Consider the following 18500-nt stretch of genomic DNA (forward strand, 5'->3'; position numbering starts at 1 on the left):
CAGATCACCGTTTGCTTTTGATGATGGTGCCAAGGCCTTGCAAGTAGGCCACCAGTGCGTCCATTTCGGTCTTGCCCTTCACGGCAGCGGCCGCGCCGGCGATGTCTTCGTCGGTGTAAGGCACGCCCAGGGTGCGCAAGACTTCCATCTTCTTGGCGGTGTCCTTGCCGTCGAGTTTGTTTTCGACCAGGAACGGGTACGCCGGCATTTTCGACTCGGGCACCACGTTGCGCGGGTTGTACAAGTGCGCACGCTGCCAGTCATCGGAGTAACGACCGCCGACACGGGCCAGGTCCGGGCCGGTACGCTTGGAACCCCACAGGAACGGGTGGTCCCACACGCTTTCACCCGCCACCGAGTAGTGGCCATAGCGTTCGGTTTCGGCGCGGAACGGACGGATCATCTGCGAGTGGCAGCCGACACAACCGTTGGCGATGTAGACGTCGCGGCCTTCCAGTTCAAGGGCGGTGCGCGGCTTCATGCCTTCCACCGGCTTGTTGGTCACGTCCTGGAAAAACAGCGGAACGATCTGGGTCAGGCCGCCGATACTCACGGCGATGACCATGAAGAAGGCCAGCAGGCCGATATTCTTCTCGACTACTTCATGCTTCATCAGTGAGCTCCCACAACGGCGATCTTGGTAGCGGCTTCGGCTTCTACAGGGTCGGAGGCACGCACGGTGCGCCACACGTTGTAGGCCATGAACAGCATGCCGCTGGCAAAGATCGCACCGCCCAGGGCGCGCACGATGTAACCCGGATGGCTGGCTTGCAGCCCTTCGACGAAGGAGTAGGTGAGGGTGCCGTCATCGTTGATTGCACGCCACATCAGGCCCTGGGTGATGCCGTTGACCCACATCGAGGCGATGTAGAGCACGGTACCGATGGTGGCCAGCCAGAAGTGCGTGTTGATCAGGCTGACGCTGTGCATCTGCGCACGGCCGAACAGTTTCGGGATCATGTGGTACAGCGCGCCGATGGAGATCATCGCTACCCAGCCGAGGGCGCCGGCGTGTACGTGGCCGATGGTCCAGTCGGTGTAGTGGGATAGCGAGTTGACGGTCTTGATGGCCATCATCGGGCCTTCGAAGGTCGACATGCCGTAGAACGCCAGGGAGACCACGAGGAACCGCAGGATCGGGTCGGTGCGCAATTTATGCCAGGCGCCCGACAGGGTCATCATGCCGTTGATCATGCCGCCCCAGCTCGGGGCCAGCAGGATGATCGACATCGCCATGCCCAGGGACTGGGCCCAGTCCGGCAGTGCGGTGTAGTGCAAGTGGTGCGGGCCTGCCCAGATGTACAGGGTGATCAGTGCCCAGAAGTGCACGATGGACAGGCGATAGGAGTAGATCGGACGCTCGGCCTGTTTCGGCACGAAGTAGTACATCATCCCCAGGAAGCCGGTGGTGAGGAAGAAGCCTACGGCGTTGTGGCCGTACCACCACTGGATCATCGCGTCGGTCGCCCCGGCGTAGGCCGAGTAGGACTTGAAGAAACTCACCGGCAAGGACGCGTGGTTGACGATGTGCAGCATCGCCGTTACCAGGATAAACGCCCCGTAGAACCAGTTGCCGACGTAGATATGCTTGGTCTTGCGCTTGACGATGGTGCCGAAGAACACCACTGCGTAGGTCACCCAGACGATGGCCAGCAAAATGGCGATCGGCCATTCCAGCTCGGCGTATTCCTTGGTGGTGGTGTAGCCCAGCGGCAGGGTGACGATCGCGCCAACGATGACCGCTTGCCAGCCCCAGAAGGTAAAGGCAGCCAATGCATCGGAAATCAGTCGCGTTTGGCAGGTTCGCTGCACGACGTAGTAAGAAGTGGCAAACAGTGCACATCCGCCGAAGGCGAAAATCACCAGGTTGGTGTGCAACGGGCGCAGGCGTCCAAACGTCGTCCATGGCAGGCCAAAATTCAACTCTGGCCAAACCAGTTGCGAGGCAATGAAAACGCCGAGCCCCATGCCAAGGATCCCCCAGACCACCGTCATGATGGCGAACTGGCGGACTACCTTATAGTTATAAGCAGTCGGACTGATTGCTGTGCTCATTCTAAGGTTCCACGGTTTAGGTTTTTTTATAGGGTAAAAATCGGTCGCAAGTATGGAGAAAGCAAGATTCCATTGCAACGCAAGGTGACCTGCGTCAATGCGTTCCAAACCAGATTCTGCGCCCTTTCCATGTTTGGCGTAAGGACAAAATTCAGGGTTAAAAGCTGACGACTTGGACAGGATTTTAGAGGGGTCGAAGGTACTTGTAACTAGGTGTGTGTAAACAAGCGGCCCGGGTGACGAATGGTCAGTGGCACGACAGCCGGTAAGTACCAGCCTTTGCGCCTGTCATCGAGCAGAAATGTTTCAACCCATCGAGTGCAAGTCGGCCATCGACCGGCCAATGCCGGTCCACTGTGCAAACAAGCGTAGACCCGAATGGCAGGAGGGGAAAGTCAGCGATCGGAAGGGTGCGACAATGGGTCGCAAAAAAGCCGCACCTGAATCAGGCGCGGCTTTTGGGTAGTACTGGATTACTCGGGTTGGCTGTCAGGCGTTGCGCCATCGGCATTGTGGGACAGGCTGTAAACGTAGGCGGCCAGCAGGTGCACCTTGTCATTGCCTTGCAGCACTTCCTGCGCCGGCATCTGGCCCTGGCGGCCGTGGCGAATGGTTTGCTGCAACTGTGCCAGGCTGGTGCCGTAGATAAAGCCGCTTGGCTGCGTCAGGTTCGGTGCGCCCATGGCTTCCACGCCATGGCCTTGCGGGCCGTGGCACGCCACGCAAGTGGTGCTGAACGCGACCTGGCCTGCGGCGACATCCGCAGTGCTGTCGGCCGGCAACGGCAGGCCCGCCAATTCGTGGCGCACATAGGCGGCGACGTTTTTCACACCGTCTTCACCCAGTACTTCACCCCAGGCCGGCATCGCGGCGTGACGGCCATTCATGATGGTCATCTTGATTGCATCCGCCGAACCGCCCCAGCGCCAGATGTTGTCTGCCAGGTTCGGGAAGCCGTAGGCGCCCTTGGCGTCCGAGCCATGGCACACCGCGCAGTTGGAGGCAAACAGGCGGCCGCCCATTTTCAGCGCCTGCGGGTCCTTGGCGACTTCTTCCACCGGCATGGCCGCGAATTTGGCGAAGATCGGTCCGAATTTGGCGTCGGCCTTGGCCATTTCCTTGTCCCATTCCTTGGTCTGGGTCCAGCCGTCTTCATAGCCCGGCAACACGCCTTTCCAGTTGCCCAGGCCCGGGTAGAGGATCAGGTAGCCGACGGCAAACACCAGGGTGCCGGCGAACAGCATGAACCACCATTGCGGCAGCGGGTTGTCGTACTCCTCGATCCCATCGAAGGCGTGGCCCATGGTCTGGTCCACGCTGCCCTTGGTCTCGCCCTTGCGGGTGCCGATCAACAGCCAGGTCAGGCCGATCAGGCTGCCGAGGGTCAGTACACAGATCCATGTACTCCAGAAGGTAGTCATGGCCGGTTGCTCCTTGTTGCAGGCTCTTCTTGAGCGTCGGGGGTTGGCGGTAGGGGTTCATCGGCAAACGGCAGCAGGCAGGCTTCTGCGAACTCCGCGTTGCGCCGCGAGTTGAACACCCACAGCGACAGGCCGATGAAGGCGATGGCCACGACCAGCGTGCCGAGGCCGCGGATGGTTCCAGCATCGAATTCAAATCCCATGGCTCACCTCTTGCTCTTGATGGCAGTGCCGAGCACTTGCAGGTAGGAAACCAGCGCGTCCATCTCGGTCTTGCCCTTGAGTGTGGCCACGGCGCCGGCGATGTCGTCGTCGGTGTACGGCACGCCCAGGGTGCGCATCACTTTGAGCTTGGTCTCAGTGTGGCTGCTGTCGACCGGGGCGGTGACCAGCCATGGATACGCCGGCATCTTCGATTCCGGCACCACGTTGCGCGGGTTGTACAAGTGCGCGCGGTGCCAGTCGTCCGAGTAGCGCGCGCCGACGCGGGCCAGGTCTGGCCCGGTGCGCTTGGAGCCCCACAGGAACGGGTGATCCCACACGCTTTCACCGGCGACCGAGTAGTGGCCGTAGCGCTCGGTTTCGGCGCGGAACGGGCGGATCATCTGCGAGTGGCACTGCACGCAGCCTTCGCGGATGTAGATGTCACGGCCTTCCAATTGCAGCGCGGTGTAGGGCTTCATGCCTTCCACCGGCTTGTTGGTCACGTCCTGGAAGAACAGCGGCACGATCTGGGTCAGGCCGCCGATGCTCACGGCGAGCACCATCAGCAGCATCAGCAGGCCGACGTTCTTTTCAATGGTTTCGTGTTTCATCATCGACTCCTCAGGCCATCTGCGCGGCGTTGGCGACTTCGGCAGGCTGTGCCGAACGCACGGTGCGCCAAGTGTTGTAAGCCATCAGGAACATGCCGCTGAGGAAGATTGCCCCGCCCACCAGCCGCACGATGAAGCCCGGGTGGCTGGCCACCAGGGTTTCGACGAAGGAGTAGGTCAAGGTGCCGTCTTCGTTGACCGCACGCCACATCAGGCCCTGGGCGATGCCGTTGACCCACATCGAGGCGATGTAGAGCACGGTGCCGATGGTGGCCAGCCAGAAGTGCGCGTTGATCAGGCCGAGGCTGTACATCTGCTCGCGACCGAAGATTTTCGGGATCATGTGGTACAGCGCGCCGATGGAAATCATCGCCACCCAGCCGAGGGCGCCGGCGTGTACGTGGCCGATGGTCCAGTCGGTGTAGTGGGAGAGGGCGTTGACCGTCTTGATGGCCATCATCGGCCCTTCAAACGTCGACATGCCGTAGAACGCCAGGGACACCACCAGGAAGCGCAGGATCGGGTCGCTGCGCAACTTATGCCAGGCGCCCGAGAGCGTCATCATGCCGTTGATCATCCCGCCCCAGCTCGGTGCCAGCAGCACCAGGGACATCACCATGCCCAGGGACTGTGCCCAGTCCGGCAGCGCGGTGTAGTGCAAGTGGTGCGGGCCTGCCCAGATGTACAGGGTGATCAGTGCCCAGAAGTGAACGATGGACAGGCGATAGGAGTACACCGGACGCTCGGCCTGTTTTGGCACGAAGTAGTACATCATCCCCAGGAAGCCCGCAGTGAGGAAAAAGCCTACCGCGTTGTGCCCGTACCACCACTGCACCATGGCATCCGTCGCACCGCCGTACAGCGAGTAGGACTTGGTCAGGCTGACCGGGATTTCCAGGTTGTTGACGATATGCAGGATGGCCACAGTGATGATGAACGCACCGAAGAACCAGTTACCGACGTAGATGTGCTTGGTGTTGCGCTTCATCACCGTGCCGAAGAACACGATGGCGTAGGCCACCCAGACGATGGTGATCAGGATATCGATCGGCCATTCCAGCTCGGCGTATTCCTTGGAGCTGGTGTAGCCCAGCGGCAAAGTGATCGCGGCCAGCACAATGACCAACTGCCAGCCCCAGAAGCAGAACTGGGCGATCTTTGGCGCAAACAGTTGCGTTTGGCAGGTGCGTTGTACCGAGTAGAAGGAGCTGGCAAACAGCGCGCAACCGCCAAAGGCGAAGATTACCGCGTTGGTGTGCAGCGGGCGCAAGCGGCCGAAACTGGTCCAGGGCAAATTGAAGTTGAGTTCGGGCCATACCAACTGGGCGGCGAGAAAAACCCCGAGCCCCATGCCGACGATGCCCCACACCACCGTCATAATGGCGAATTGGCGGACCACCTTGTAGTTATAGGCGGTACTTAAAGTAGTGTTCATGGTTCCCCATCCACGGTTCAACCCAAGCAAATGCGGCACTTGGGCTGGAGTTATAGGCAGACTAAAAAGCGAGGCAAGCATGGGCAAAGAGCACAAGGCCAGTATTGACGGGGATCAATGGGCGCAGTGTGTGCGGGAACGTGGCTGGTTGTGGGATGCCGCGACAGGGTCTATCGCGCGCGCGCCGGTGACGCTGATCCTGGCCCACGGTGCAGGTGCGCCGATGGACTCGGGCTTTATGAACGACATGGCTGCGCGCCTTGCCGGGCATGGCGTGAACGTGTTGCGCTTCGAATTTCCCTACATGGCCCAGCGTCGTGTGGACGGCGGCAAACGTCCGCCCAATCCGGCCCCGAAATTGCTGGAATGCTGGCGCGAGGTGTATGCCGAGGTGCGACGTCATGTCGCTGGGAAACTGGCGGTTGGCGGCAAGTCGATGGGCGGGCGGATGGCCAGTCTATTGGCGGATGAATTGGGCGCAGATGCGCTGGTGTGCCTGGGTTATCCGTTCTATGCGGTGGGCAAGCCGGAGAAGCCGCGGACCGAGCATCTGGCCGGGTTGAAGACGCCGACGTTGATTGTGCAGGGCGAGCGGGATGCACTGGGTAATCGGGCGGCGGTGGAAGGGTATGTGTTGTCGCCGGGTATCGAGGTGATGTGGCTGGTGGCGGGGGATCATGATCTGAAGCCGTTGAAGGCGTCGGGGTTTAGCCATGAGCAGCATCTGGAGGCTGCGGCGGTGAAGGTGGCCGGGTTTCTCGCGGGGCTTGAGTGAAACCTGTGGCGAGGGAGCTTGCTCCCGCTGGAGTGCGCAGCGCTCCTGTTTTGGGGCCGCTACGCAGCCCAGCGGGAGCAAGCTCCCTCGCCACAATTGAATCAATTACCGGTTAAAGCGCTCTACCAGCGAATACTGGGTATTCGCCGTATGGGTCAGCTCTTCACTCAACTGTGCCGAGTTCAACGCCTGTTCCGATGTCTGATCCGCCAGCAACGCAATGGTACTGATGTTGCGGCTGATCTCCTCAGCCACCGAGCTTTGCTCTTCAGTCGCTGCAGCAATCTGCGCCGTCATGTCGGTAATGTGCGCCACCGCTTCACTGATCCCAATCAGCGCCTGGTCCGCTTCCATCACCCGCGCCACACCTTCCTCCGCCTGGCGATGCCCGGCATCCATGGTCTGTACGGCGGCATTGGCCGTCTGCTGCAGCTTGGCGATCAGCGCATGAATCTGTCCGGTGGACTCGCTGGTACGCTGGGCCAATTGCCGCACTTCGTCCGCCACCACCGCAAAGCCACGGCCCATCTCACCGGCTCGGGCTGCTTCGATGGCCGCGTTCAGTGCCAACAGGTTGGTCTGGTCGGCGATGCCCTTGATCACATCCACCACGCCGCCGATCTCGTCGCTGTCCTTGGCCAGTTGGGTCACGGTCACGCCGGTTTCGCCGACGGCAACCGACAGGCGCTGAATCGCCTCGCGGGTTTCACCGGCGATATCACGGCCACGCCCGGTCAGGCGATTGGCTTCCTGGGTGGCATCGGCGGTGCGCTGTACATGGCTGGCGACTTCCTGGGTCGTCGCGGCCATCTGGTTGACGGCCGTGGCTACCTGTTCAGTCTCCACGCGCTGGCGCTCAAGACCGCTGGAGCTGTTGTGCGCCAGGGTGTTGGACTGCGCTGCCTGGTCGTTGAGGTGCTCGGCGGTGTCCTGCAAGCGCGTCAGACACGTCTTCAGGCGCGCCTCCTGGCTGAGGATCGACATCTCCAGGCGCGCCTGGGCGCCGCGGCTGTCGGTGTACATCTGTGCGATCAACGGGTCGGACGTGGTCTGCTCGGCCAGGCGCAGCAAACGCTTGAGTCCGCGCTGTTGCCAGCTGAGGCCCAGCAGGCCGAGCGGCACCGAGAGCGCGGCGGCCAGGGCAAACCCCCAGTGGGAATTGAGCCAGACGCCAATCAGAAAGCTCAACTGGCTGACCAGGATAAACGGTAGCCAATCCTGCAACACCGGCAGCCACTTGTCGCGGCGCGGAATGGCCGGCTTGCCCTGGTTGATGCGCTGGTAAAGCGCTTCGGCACGGCGGATCTGCTCGGCGGTGGGCTTGACCCGCACCGACTCGTAGCCGATCACCTGGTTGCCGTCGAAGACCGGTGTCACATAGGCGTTGACCCAATAGTGATCACCGCTCTTGCAGCGGTTCTTGACGATGCCCATCCATGGCAAGCCTTGTTTGAGCGTGGACCACATGTGTGCGAACACTGCCGCCGGAACATCCGGATGACGAACCAGGTTGTGCGGAGCACGCAGCAGTTCGTCATGGGAAAACCCACTGATCTCGACGAAAGCGTCGTTGCAGTAGGTGATCACGCCTTTGGCATCCGTGGTGGAGATCAACCGTTGCTGAGCGGGGAAGGTACGTTCGCGCTGGGTAACGGGTTGGTTATTACGCATGAGTTTTCAATCCGCAAGGCTTTGATGGGTTGTCGGCAGGTTTCCGGAATTGTTGAAGGAAATTTCTCTAAATGTCCGGCGACAGTGTGCAAGCCTTTTGTGCGTCGTAACATCCCGGCCCGCGCGAAATGCGAGCGAAAAGTCATAAAGAACCATCGCACGATTTGTAAAGCTGTATGTCTGAGTTCACAAGAAGTGAACCGTTGTGAATGGCAGGCCAGTTTTTACCTATCTGAATGCGGGTAGCTGCGCGGGTATAGATCCGGCTTTTCCTAGACAAAAATTACCATCCAGTGAAGAATGCACGCGTATTTCTGTAAGAAAAGTGACTTACTTTTATACATGTCCAGCATTTTCCCGGTGTGGTTTGTCTAGGGCCAGGAGGGCTCTATGTCGGCTCCTTCGAGCCCGCGGCATTTGTGTTGGTGAGTTTTTGGCCTGATAAATGATGTGATATTTAGTAAAGGAGTACAGCGTGACACTCGTTCCAGTCATTATTTGTGGCGGTTCTGGCAGCCGTCTATGGCCTGTTTCACGTACTGCTCATCCCAAGCCGTTTATCGAATTGCCCGATGGTGGCAATTTGATTCGAAAAACATACAGTCGTGCCTTGGCGTTAAATGACGTAACTGAAGTATTGACGATCACAAACCGGGATCTCTATTTCAAAACCCTGGATGAATACGGCGCCACGGCTCCGAATTTCACCAACCTGGGTTTCGTCCTCGAGCCTTTTGGCCGCAACACCGCTGCCGCCGTTGCATTGGCGGCGCAGGAAGTGGCCCGAACTCACGGCCCCGACGCGATCATGCTGGTGCTGCCGGCGGACCACCTGATCGAGAATCAGGCGGCGTTCACTGCCGCAGTCGAGTCCGCATCGCAGCTGGCCCGGGACGGCTGGTTGGTGACGTTTGGTGTGAAGCCCGAATACCCGGAAACGGGCTACGGCTACATTCAAAAAGATACCAGCGCGTCATTAGGCAAGGGCTTCAAGGTCAAGCGATTCGTCGAAAAACCAGATTTGGATACCGCGAAAGACTACCTGGCGTCCGGTGAGTATTACTGGAACTCCGGGATGTTCTGTTTCCGGGCGGGCACGCTTATTGAAGAAATGGCGCTCTGTGCACCGGACGTCGCCAGTGCCGTAGATCTGTGCCTCGCTGGCTCCGGTGTGATGCAAGGCAACAGCCATCGCAGCCTGCATCTGGAGCCGGAAAGCTTTGCCAAAGTCCCGGACATTTCCATCGATTTCGCACTGATGGAACGCTCCAGCAAAGTGGCGACCATACCTTGCGATATTGGCTGGAGTGACATTGGCTCCTGGAATGCCATGAGTGAACTCTCGCCAGCGGACGAGCAAGGCAACCGTATCGAAGGCGAAGCCATCCTTCATGCCTCCACCAACAACTACGTGCGCAGCCAGCGTCGCCTGGCCGCGTTGGTCGGGGTTGAAAACCTGATCATTGTCGATACGCCGGATGCTTTGCTGGTTGCCCACAAGGACCATGCGCAAGACATCAAGGTGATCACTGCGCAGTTGAAGAAAAACGGCCATTGCTCCCACCTTGATCACACCACCGTGCAGCGTCCGTGGGGGGCTTACACCACCCTGGAAGAGGGGACGCGCTTCAAGATCAAGCGCATTGTGGTCAAACCTCAAGGTTCGTTGTCGCTGCAGATGCATCACCATCGCAGTGAGCACTGGATTGTGGTCAGTGGGATGGCGCGCGTGGTGAATAATGACCGTGAGTTCTTGCTGAATACCAACGAGTCGACGTTTATTCCTGCAGGGCATACCCACCGCCTGGAAAATCCCGGTGTGATCGACTTGGTGTTGATCGAAGTACAAAGCGGTGACTACCTGGGTGAAGACGACATTGTTCGTTTTGAAGATATCTATGGCAGGGTCGCTAACTGAGACTTGTCTCAAAACTGATCGATGGTCCGCTTCTTGCGCTTCGGTTCCTTGTGCAAGAAGGGATTGAGCGGGACAGTAGGTGTTGCAATAAGTCAGGCACCAGCCTGACTTTTTTTCAGGAGTCAGCGATGTTGGGGTTGTTTAGAAGTCTTTGGGATTATCGGGGCTTCGTCTGGTCGTCTATTCGCAATGAATTCGTAGCCCGTTTCGCCCGTAGTCGTCTGGGTGGGCTTTGGATGATTATTAACCCGCTGGCGCAAGTTGCGATTTATGCCCTGGTGCTGTCCAACGTGTTGGCTGCGAAGTTGCCGGGCATTGATAATAAGTATGCGTATGCCCTCTACCTGATGGCGGGCATTCTGGCGTGGAGCTTGTTCGCTGAAATCATCGGACGGTGCCTGACGCTGTTTATCGATCAGGGTAACTTGATGAAGAAAATGCGCTTTCCGCGAATTACCTTGCCGGTAATTGCGGTGGGGTCGTGTTTGCTTAATTACGGGTTGCTATTTGTTGCGTTGCTGGTGGTTTTTGCGCTGCTTGGTCAGTCTGTCAGCTTGCAGATTCTCTGGATTGTGCCGCTGACTGTTGTTATTACGGCGCTGGCAGTGGGCATTGGCCTGGTGTTAGGGGTGTTGAATGTATTTGTTCGCGATACCGGCCAGGTCGTACCGATAGTCCTGCAAGCCTGGTTCTGGTTTACGCCGATTGTTTATCCCGACAATATCATCCCCGAGGAATTCAAGGGCCTGATGGGTTTCAATCCGATGTACCCGATTGTGACTGCTTATCATGATGCGTTGGTGCATGCGCGAACGCCGAATCTCGATGGGCTGTTGGTGCCGGCGGTTATTGCGATTGTACTCATGTTGTTAGGCTTGATTATGTTCAGGCGTGCAGCGCCAGAAATGGTGGATGTGCTATGAACCTGTTAAGTGTCAGTCATCTGGGCAAAGCCTACAGAGTCTACGCCTCGGAGTTTCAACGTATCGGTCGCTGGTTTGGCTTGCCGATAAAACCCAGTGAAGAACATTGGGTAATGAAAGATGTAAGTTTTTCGATCCGTCCCGGCGAGTCGATCGGGATTGTGGGCCAAAATGGTGCCGGCAAGTCGACGTTGCTTAAAATGATTACGGGCACTCTGCAGCCCAGCGAAGGCAGCGTGCAGGTGAATGGTCGCATTGCCGCCATCCTGGAGTTGGGGATGGGTTTCACTCCTGAGTTGACTGGCCGCCAGAATGTCTTTCACTCTGCCGGCTTGATGGGCTTCAGCGTTGCCCAGATCGCTGAGGCGATGCCGGAAATCGAGGCCTTCGCCGAGATCGGCGAGTACTTTGATGAGCCTGTGCGAACGTACTCCAGCGGTATGCAAATGCGGGTCGCTTTTGCGGTGTCCACCGCGTTTCGACCTGATTTGTTAATTGTCGATGAGGCCCTTTCGGTCGGCGATAGCTATTTTCAAGCCAAGTGCTTCAAGCGAATCAAGCAATATCGGGAAGAGGGGATGACCCTGATTCTGGTGTCCCATAGTGCTGATGATATTGTTCGGCATTGCGAAAGGGCCATTCTGCTCAAGAACGGTCGTGTTGAGTTCGATGGCCCTTCCCGGGAGGTTACCAATCGCTATCTCGATGAGCTTTTTGGCAAGAAGAAAGGTGCAGGTCATGAAACGGAAGTCGCAAGTCCGGGCCTTGTTTCAGAAGACTTCTTGGACACCAACGATGTTTTTGCCACTCGCGCAGGTTACAACCCCGCTGAATATCGGTGGGGCCACGGTGGCGCTGCGATTCTGGATTATCTGGTCATTGTCGATGGTGAGCGCTTCCCCTCACGGATCGAGAGTAACTCAAATGGTGATTTTTACTTCAAGGTCAGGTTCGATGCCGATTTTGAAAGTGTCGTGCCTGGCTTTTTGATAAAAACGCTGGATGGTGTCTTCCTGTATGGCACGAACTCCTTTGTTTCAAGTCGCGGTCAATCTGCTATCTCGGTGAGGGCCGGCGATATCAGAATGTTCAGGTTCTCACTCCCGTTGAATTTGAACGCTGGAGATCATTTGGTCTCATTTGGTATTTCGTCGGGCAACCCGTTGATGGGGGATTTGCTGCCATTAGACCGACGCTATGATGCGGTTATGTTGAAAATTATTAGGGTCGTCCAGTTCTGGGGGCTATCGGATATGCAGGCCACCTTCAATATCGAGTATCAGGACCCTTCGGAAGCCGAGGTTGTAGCGCATGATTGAGCAATTGGTAGCGGACTTGCCAGAGGTATACCAACCCATATTTGGCCATTCTGATTTTTCAGATCATGCTTCGCGTCCCTGTGCGGATAGGCTCGAAGTTATCGCAGTTATTTATGACGCGTTACAGGCGCTTCTCGGTCGACCTCTCAAAGTTCTGGATTTGGGTTGTGCTCAGGGGTATTTCAGCTTAAGTCTCGCCTCTCGTGGCGCGTCGGTTAGGGGGATCGATTTTCTTGATAAAAATATTGCTCTATGCGATGCGCTCGCAGAGGAAAATCCTGAATTTAACGCGGCTTTTGAAATAGGGCGTGTTGAAGACGTAATTGATAAGTTACAGCCTGGGCAGTACGACTTAGTACTCGGGTTGAGCGTTTTTCACCATGTGATTCATGAGCGTGGAATTGATGAGGTAAAGCGTTTATTTCAGAAGGCTGCGGCTATGTGTGGTGCGCTGATTCTGGAAGTTGCACTTCGTGAGGGAGATTTATATTGGGCTGGCTCTCAGCCCGAAGATCCTTTAATTTTGCTTGAGGCTGTAACGTTCGTTCGTGAGGCCGCTCGTTGTAAGACGCATCTTACAAGCGTGGAGCGTCCGCTTTATGTTGCCAGCAATAACTATTGGATCGTCAAAGACAAAGCTGGGGTGTTCGATACATGGAGCAACGAATCCCACGCGCTAGCAAATAACACGCATGAAGGAACCCGGAGATACTTTTTTGGGCCCCAAGAAGTAGTCAAGCAGTACCATTTTGTAGGTCCAAGAACAGAACACAATCGCCTCGAGTTTCTTCGTGAAAGGATGTTTTTGTCTAGTGCGCCTCCTGGCTACCCTGTGGCCGTACCAATAGTTATTTCTGAAACTGAGCGGGAGGGCTGGGTGGTTATGCAGCGTCTTCAAGGAGAACTGCTGCTTAACGTACTTGACGACTCTTTGCTGGATCGTAAGCGTATACTTAAAGATGTTTTAGAGCAATTAGTAAAGCTGGAGTCTTCCGGTCTTTATCATAGTGATGTTAGATCTTGGAATATTCTGATTGCAGCGTGTGGTGGTGCGTATTTAATTGATTATGGCGCTATTTCGCAAGAAATTAGGGACTGCGTTTGGCCTTATAATGTCTATCTTGCCTTTATGGTATTTGTTCATGAGTTGGCAACGGGGCACGTTGCTGATCCAGCCCCTATTCGACAGATTTCAATTACGCCTTTTAACTTACCACAACCTTTTCGGAGTTGGGCGTCCGGTTTATGGGCTTTACCTGCAACGAAATGGAGTTTTCGTCTGATGCTTGATCACCTTAATGCTTTAGGTGAACAGCCAACAAACGGGGAGCCAGAAAAAAATGAAGAGCTTTGGATGCAAGCGATTGAAGAGGCGATAGACCTGCACAGTGGTTGCATACGAGATTTAGGTGGACAATTTTTAGGGAAAAGTCACGATATGGATATACAGCTTGAGAGAGTTCGGGACCAAGTGACACGGGTTGCCGAGTTTACTCTAGATGTTCAGGGGAGTATGAAGGATTTTGAACGGCGGGCGATACACAGTGAAGCGATTGCTGAGCAGTTGCGTTTACAGCTTCAAGAGGTGAGCCAGCGTATTCAGTCTGCAGAGCGGCGCAGTCATGAGACTGAGTTGGCGCTGCGTGAAAGCATTGGCCGTGCAGCCCAGGCAGATGCAAGACGGGAAGCCTCGGAGCACTTGAATGACTCATTGCGAGAGCAGTCCAGGCAATCGACCAATGATTTGCTGGAACTCTGCAAAGGTCATCAAAAGATGATGCTTCAGCTCGAGATCGAACAGCGGCTTCGTTTAAGTCTGGAAGCGCAGATTGCGAGTGTCGAGGAGCGCGCCCGTGTATTGGAGGCAGAGCGCGACGTTGTTCGTAGCGAGGCTGTTGGCGCCCTAGCGCAAATCGAATATTTGGAGAGCCATCCAAAACACTGGGGTTTACAAATTGAGGCTTTGACAGGGCAGTTAGATTCTGTTGAGAAGTATAGGCAACGGTTAGCTGACGAGCTAAATACTCACAAGTTGCGCGAGATCGAGCTGGATGGACAGCTACAGGAGGCACGGCAACGTCTTGCTGTTGCGTTGTCTGACGCCCAAAGTTGGAGGGAGAAAGGCAAGGAGATCGAGGCTGCACACCAGCAGATGCAGAACACATTAGATGAAGCGCTTGCAAATGCACATTATTGGTATGCTCAGGCAACAGCTAATGAAAAGCTGGTAACTGCGCTTCATAAAAGCACTTCGTGGCGTATTACCTGGCCTATGCGTGCGATAACTCGGGCATTGCGCTGGACGTTGTTGCTCCCGGTGCGACTAATCAGGACCGTTATGCGTAAAGGGGCGGAAATGCTCATTCAGTCTCTGCTAGCTTTACCGGCGTTGAGCAGACCCCTTATCGTTTTCCTGAAGCGTTACCCACGTATTTACGGACACCTTCATCGTTTTGCTAGTCATCGAGGTTTGATTCGAGGGAGTCTGATTTCCACGGCTAATTCTAGTTTTCTCACTTCTCGGACGAAGTCGTTGCAGAGCGACTTAGTACAGGCTAAGGACCCTTCTGCGGATTTTGAGGATGCGCCAGTTACAGAGAATGAATACTCTGAGAAGAGGATCGCTGTTCTGGCGCCTATTTCGAGTTCAGGTGTGGCAGGTGGTGCGGAACGTCTGTATTCAGGACTGGTTAAAGCTCTACAAGCTCACGGCTGCGTCGTCGAACTGATTTGCCTGTCTGTTGATGAAGCTACTTTTGATGGCATTAAACAAGGTTATCAGGATTTTGCTGCTTTGGACTTGAGCGCGTTTGATTTGGTGATATCTACTAAGGCACCTTCTTACGCGGTAAAACACCCTAATCACATTCTTTATCTAGTTCATACGGTTAGGGTGTTTTATGATATGTTTTGCGATGTTTTTCCTAATGCTAATGATGAGATAAAGGCGCAGCAGCGCTGGATTCATCACGAAGACGGCCAAGCCTTTTCCCAGGTGAAGCACCGATTTTCCATTGGGGCTGAAGTATCCAAGCGTTTAGTTGATTGGAATGACTGTGATGCCGAGGTGCTCCATCCTCCGATGGATATTGATGGGCTTTACAATGCAGGTTCCGGCGATTATTTCTTTATGCCTGGTCGTCTTCATGAGTGGAAGCGAGTTGACTTGGCTATTAGGGCAATCAAGTATTCATCGTTACCGATGAAACTGGTTATTTCGGGAGAGGGAGACGCCGAGCTGTACTTGCGTAAACTCGCTGATGGGGATGCTAGAATTGAGTTTCTGGGAAGAGTGGATGATGGCACGCTTAAATGCTTATATGCCGGTGCGTTGGCTGTTCCCTTTCTACCTATTCGAGAAGACTACGGATACGTCACTCTTGAAGCGTTTGCGTCCGGTAAACCAGTTATTACATGCGCCGATTCCGGCGAGCCTCAGGCTATTGTCGAACATGGAGTTTCGGGATTGGTTTGTCTGCCGCAGCCGGAGACGGTGTGCCAAGCTTTCGAACGGCTTTGGCTTGATCGTCCGCTTGCTACTCGAATGGGTAATGCGGGAAAAGAACGCGTGTCCGCTATTAATTGGGCGGGGGTTTCCAGTCGCTTACTGCAAGCTGGCTTTCCCGAGATTAGAATTCCTGTAGGTCATCTTAAACCACCACTCAAGGTTGCAGTACTTGATATGCAGCCGATCATTCCCGCTGTCGGTGGCGGCAGGCTTCGTTTGCTTGGGCTCTATCATGCGCTTGGAAAAGACCTTAATGTCAGGTATGTGGGGTCCTACGATTGGCCGGGTGAAAAATATCGACGCCATACGATCGCTCCCATGTTTGAAGAGATTGATGTCCCTCTAAGTGCTGAGCATCATGCTGCCGCTGAACAAGCCGCACGCCAAGCGGGGGAAGACGGTAATCGACATGTTGTTTTCCCAGCAAGCGCACTTATCTCCGGACTATCTAAAGGAGGTTTTTGATGCGGTTGAATGGGCAGAGGTTGTGGTGTTCTCGCACCCATGGGTTGCTCCATTGGTGGGTGACAATTTCTTGAGAGGGAAGACCGTAGTTTATGACTCGCAGAATGTTGAGTCAGAGCTGCGTTCGCAGCTGTTGAACTTGAATAACCCATTTGAGCAAAGCGTACTGGACGAAGTTGTTCGTTCGGAACAGCTCGTAGGGGACCGGGCCGATATTGTCCTTGCATGTTCGCAAGAGGACATAGACGGTTTCTTTGATCGCTTCGGCTGGAGCAAAAGCAAACTAAAACTTGTCCCAAATGGTGTTTTCAGCGATGTAATTCGGCCTCCAACACATGAAGAGAAGAGCGCAGCGCGAAAGATTTTAGGTTTTGTTCACAGTGATCGCGTAGCTTTCTTTATAGGTAGTAACTATGCGCCGAATGTTGAGGCAGGACTGTTTATAGTCGAGGAACTGGCGAAGGAGCACCCGAATTGTATTTTTGCAATTGGTGGAGGCGTATGCAGCCAGTTGCCTGAAAAGTTGCCCAAGAACGTTCGTCGGATTGGGTTTCTTGAAGAGGAAGATAAGGTCCGTTGGCTGCATGCAAGTGACTTCGCGATTAACCCAATGTTTTCTGGGTCTGGCACTAATATTAAAATGTTCGATTTTATGTCGGCCGGTCTTCCTATCATCTCAACTCACATTGGCGCGAGGGGGATTGTCTCTAAAAGCACCGACGGAATTTACCTTGCTGATCGGGACGGTGTGAGTCTCTTGGTAGGAAACATATTTAATGATCGTGATTCGCTGATCTCGGGTGGCCAGAGTAATCGGCGTACTGTAGAGAAGTGTTTCTCTTGGGAAAGTATTTCTCCTGCATTGGGTTGTATTGTCCGCAATGCAAACTTGCGCAGGCGGGGATCCGCATTGCTGTCAGGTGCAGATAAAAAAGCGAAGCTCAGAGTTGCACATCTAAGCACCGTTGGCCTTAAGTGCGGAATTGGTGAGTACACTAGAAAGTTAATAAGTGTTTATCAGGATAGTGGTATTTCCAATTTCATTTTATGCGCGCAGGCTGCAAATGAACAACCTGATCTTTCAGGTATTAGCGTGCCTGCCAAGATAGTTTGGTTTTTTGATAACGTAACATGGAATAGCAGTCGTATCGAGATCAGCACGCTCCAGAGTTTACTAGGGTGGGAGGTTACTCACTTAGTTATTCAATATCACCCAGGCTATTATCCTGCTGAAGTGTTGAGTTCCTTTGTGGAGTCGGTATTGGGTCATGGAATTACGGTCTCGGTGGTCGTGCATAATTTCGTTGAAGGCAGCACCTCTGCAATGCGTAAGCTCAATAATTTGGGTGTCACGTTGTTTTCGCACCGGACAACGGAGGTCTTTCAGGCTAAGGAGCTAGGTGTCGTCCTTGAAAAGGTGCCCTTGGCGATGGAGTTTAAAGAAGGCCTTCCACCCAAGACCATTGTCCATAGAGATTGGATCGCTAAACCACCGATCATTATCACTACTGGTTTCTTGCGCAAACACAAAGGTGTCGTTTCCCTGATTCGTGCTATGCCCGAAGTGCTAACGAAGTTTCCTGGTGCGCAATTGATTGTTCAATGCGCCTTATACTCCAGTGAAGACTCTAAGCAAGAACTCAAGGACTGCGAGATGGAGCTAACTCGACTTGGTATCCAAGGTGCTGTCAGATTAGATACGCGCTTTCTTGACAAAGACTTGGTTTTGGGAGAGTTGGCTAAGGCAGATCTTGCTGTCTTGCCTTATGAACAAAGTAACGAAGGTGGAAGTGCTACTGCTGCAGATTGTATGTGCGTGGGGCTGCCATTGATCGTTTCAACAGCTGAGATTTTCGATGAGGTAAGGAGCGTTGCATTAACAGTTCCACCAGAGGTTGAGCAAATATCTCAAGGTATTTTGAATGTATTGGCAGACCCCGAACGTTATGCGTCTTTGGTGGAGGCTTCTTTACAATACGCAAATGAGAACTCCTGGAGAAATATTGCGGGGGTGTTTTTATCTAAATAGAAGGGAACTAGCGTCAGAGAAGGCAGTTTTTAGCTGCCACTCTTGACGCCCTATCAGAGCAGCTTATTTAGGCTTAGGGTAGACGTTTCTTGCTCTAGGCTGCGATGGGTTCACTGTGGGAGTCAGGGGGGTGTTTTTAATTTTTCGGGGTGCGCGCGTCATGGGG

At 54.8% G+C, this 18500-nt stretch carries 13 protein-coding genes; 6 read left to right on the forward strand and 7 right to left on the reverse strand.

All coding sequences use genetic code 11. The annotated features are described in order from the left end of the window. Nucleotides 1-4 precede the first annotated feature (4 nt). From ccoO (JFV30_RS05070) to ccoN (JFV30_RS05095), 6 genes are all read right to left on the reverse strand, one after another. On the reverse strand, nucleotides 5-613 hold the full coding sequence (gene ccoO / locus JFV30_RS05070) for a cytochrome-c oxidase, cbb3-type subunit II (RefSeq protein ID WP_003193167.1): 609 nt from the start codon (nucleotides 611-613) through the stop codon (nucleotides 5-7). Continuing rightward, nucleotides 613-2055, reverse strand: a complete 1443-nt coding sequence (ccoN, locus tag JFV30_RS05075) for a cytochrome-c oxidase, cbb3-type subunit I (RefSeq protein ID WP_003219015.1) — start codon at nucleotides 2053-2055, stop codon at nucleotides 613-615. The genes ccoO (JFV30_RS05070) and ccoN (JFV30_RS05075) overlap by 1 nt, the downstream gene beginning before the upstream one ends. Before the next feature lie 473 nt (nucleotides 2056-2528). Further along, nucleotides 2529-3476 carry a cytochrome-c oxidase, cbb3-type subunit III gene (gene ccoP, locus JFV30_RS05080; RefSeq protein WP_076017219.1) on the reverse strand — a complete coding sequence of 316 codons (948 nt, stop codon included), beginning with the start codon at nucleotides 3474-3476 and terminating at the stop codon, nucleotides 2529-2531. Beyond that, nucleotides 3473-3679, reverse strand: a complete 207-nt coding sequence (locus JFV30_RS05085) for a cbb3-type cytochrome oxidase subunit 3 (RefSeq protein ID WP_003219012.1) — start codon at nucleotides 3677-3679, stop codon at nucleotides 3473-3475. Before JFV30_RS05085 ends, ccoP begins: the two co-directional genes overlap by 4 nt. Before the next feature lie 3 nt (nucleotides 3680-3682). Then, nucleotides 3683-4291, reverse strand: coding sequence for a cytochrome-c oxidase, cbb3-type subunit II (ccoO, locus tag JFV30_RS05090; protein WP_010176375.1), 609 nt, complete (start codon nucleotides 4289-4291; stop codon nucleotides 3683-3685). A 10-nt stretch (nucleotides 4292-4301) separates the two neighbouring features. After that, a complete protein-coding gene (gene ccoN, locus JFV30_RS05095; protein WP_010176374.1) occupies nucleotides 4302-5726 on the reverse strand; it encodes a cytochrome-c oxidase, cbb3-type subunit I in 1425 nt (474 codons plus the stop codon). A 79-nt stretch (nucleotides 5727-5805) separates the two neighbouring features. Between ccoN (JFV30_RS05095) and JFV30_RS05100 the strand changes: the two genes are divergently transcribed. Next, the gene (locus tag JFV30_RS05100) at nucleotides 5806-6501 is read left to right on the forward strand and encodes an alpha/beta family hydrolase (RefSeq protein ID WP_201122229.1); all 696 of its coding nucleotides are present in this window, start codon (nucleotides 5806-5808) and stop codon (nucleotides 6499-6501) included. 105 nt (nucleotides 6502-6606) lie between these two features. On the opposite strand, the gene JFV30_RS05105 is transcribed toward JFV30_RS05100, so the two are convergent. After that, nucleotides 6607-8172, reverse strand: coding sequence for a methyl-accepting chemotaxis protein (locus JFV30_RS05105; RefSeq protein ID WP_201122232.1), 1566 nt, complete (start codon nucleotides 8170-8172; stop codon nucleotides 6607-6609). A gap of 475 nt (nucleotides 8173-8647) precedes the next feature. Here JFV30_RS05105 and JFV30_RS05110 point away from each other — a divergent pair, with 475 nt between their 5' ends. From JFV30_RS05110 to JFV30_RS05130, 5 genes are all read left to right on the forward strand, one after another. After that, on the forward strand, nucleotides 8648-10090 hold the full coding sequence (locus JFV30_RS05110; protein ID WP_201122260.1) for a mannose-1-phosphate guanylyltransferase/mannose-6-phosphate isomerase: 1443 nt from the start codon (nucleotides 8648-8650) through the stop codon (nucleotides 10088-10090). Between the two features lie 128 nt (nucleotides 10091-10218). Continuing rightward, on the forward strand, nucleotides 10219-11013 hold the full coding sequence (locus tag JFV30_RS05115; protein ID WP_201122262.1) for an ABC transporter permease: 795 nt from the start codon (nucleotides 10219-10221) through the stop codon (nucleotides 11011-11013). Further along, entirely contained in the window at nucleotides 11010-12332 is a 1323-nt protein-coding gene (locus JFV30_RS05120; protein WP_201122264.1) for an ABC transporter ATP-binding protein, read from the forward strand. Before JFV30_RS05115 ends, JFV30_RS05120 begins: the two co-directional genes overlap by 4 nt. Continuing rightward, entirely contained in the window at nucleotides 12325-16305 is a 3981-nt protein-coding gene (locus JFV30_RS05125; RefSeq protein ID WP_201122266.1) for a glycosyltransferase, read from the forward strand. Before JFV30_RS05120 ends, JFV30_RS05125 begins: the two co-directional genes overlap by 8 nt. Then, nucleotides 16250-18334, forward strand: coding sequence for a glycosyltransferase family 4 protein (locus JFV30_RS05130; protein ID WP_201122268.1), 2085 nt, complete (start codon nucleotides 16250-16252; stop codon nucleotides 18332-18334). Before JFV30_RS05125 ends, JFV30_RS05130 begins: the two co-directional genes overlap by 56 nt. The last annotated feature ends 166 nt before the right edge of the window (nucleotides 18335-18500 follow it).

This window comes from Pseudomonas sp. TH32 (genome assembly GCF_016650855.1).
Classification (GTDB): domain Bacteria; phylum Pseudomonadota; class Gammaproteobacteria; order Pseudomonadales; family Pseudomonadaceae; genus Aquipseudomonas.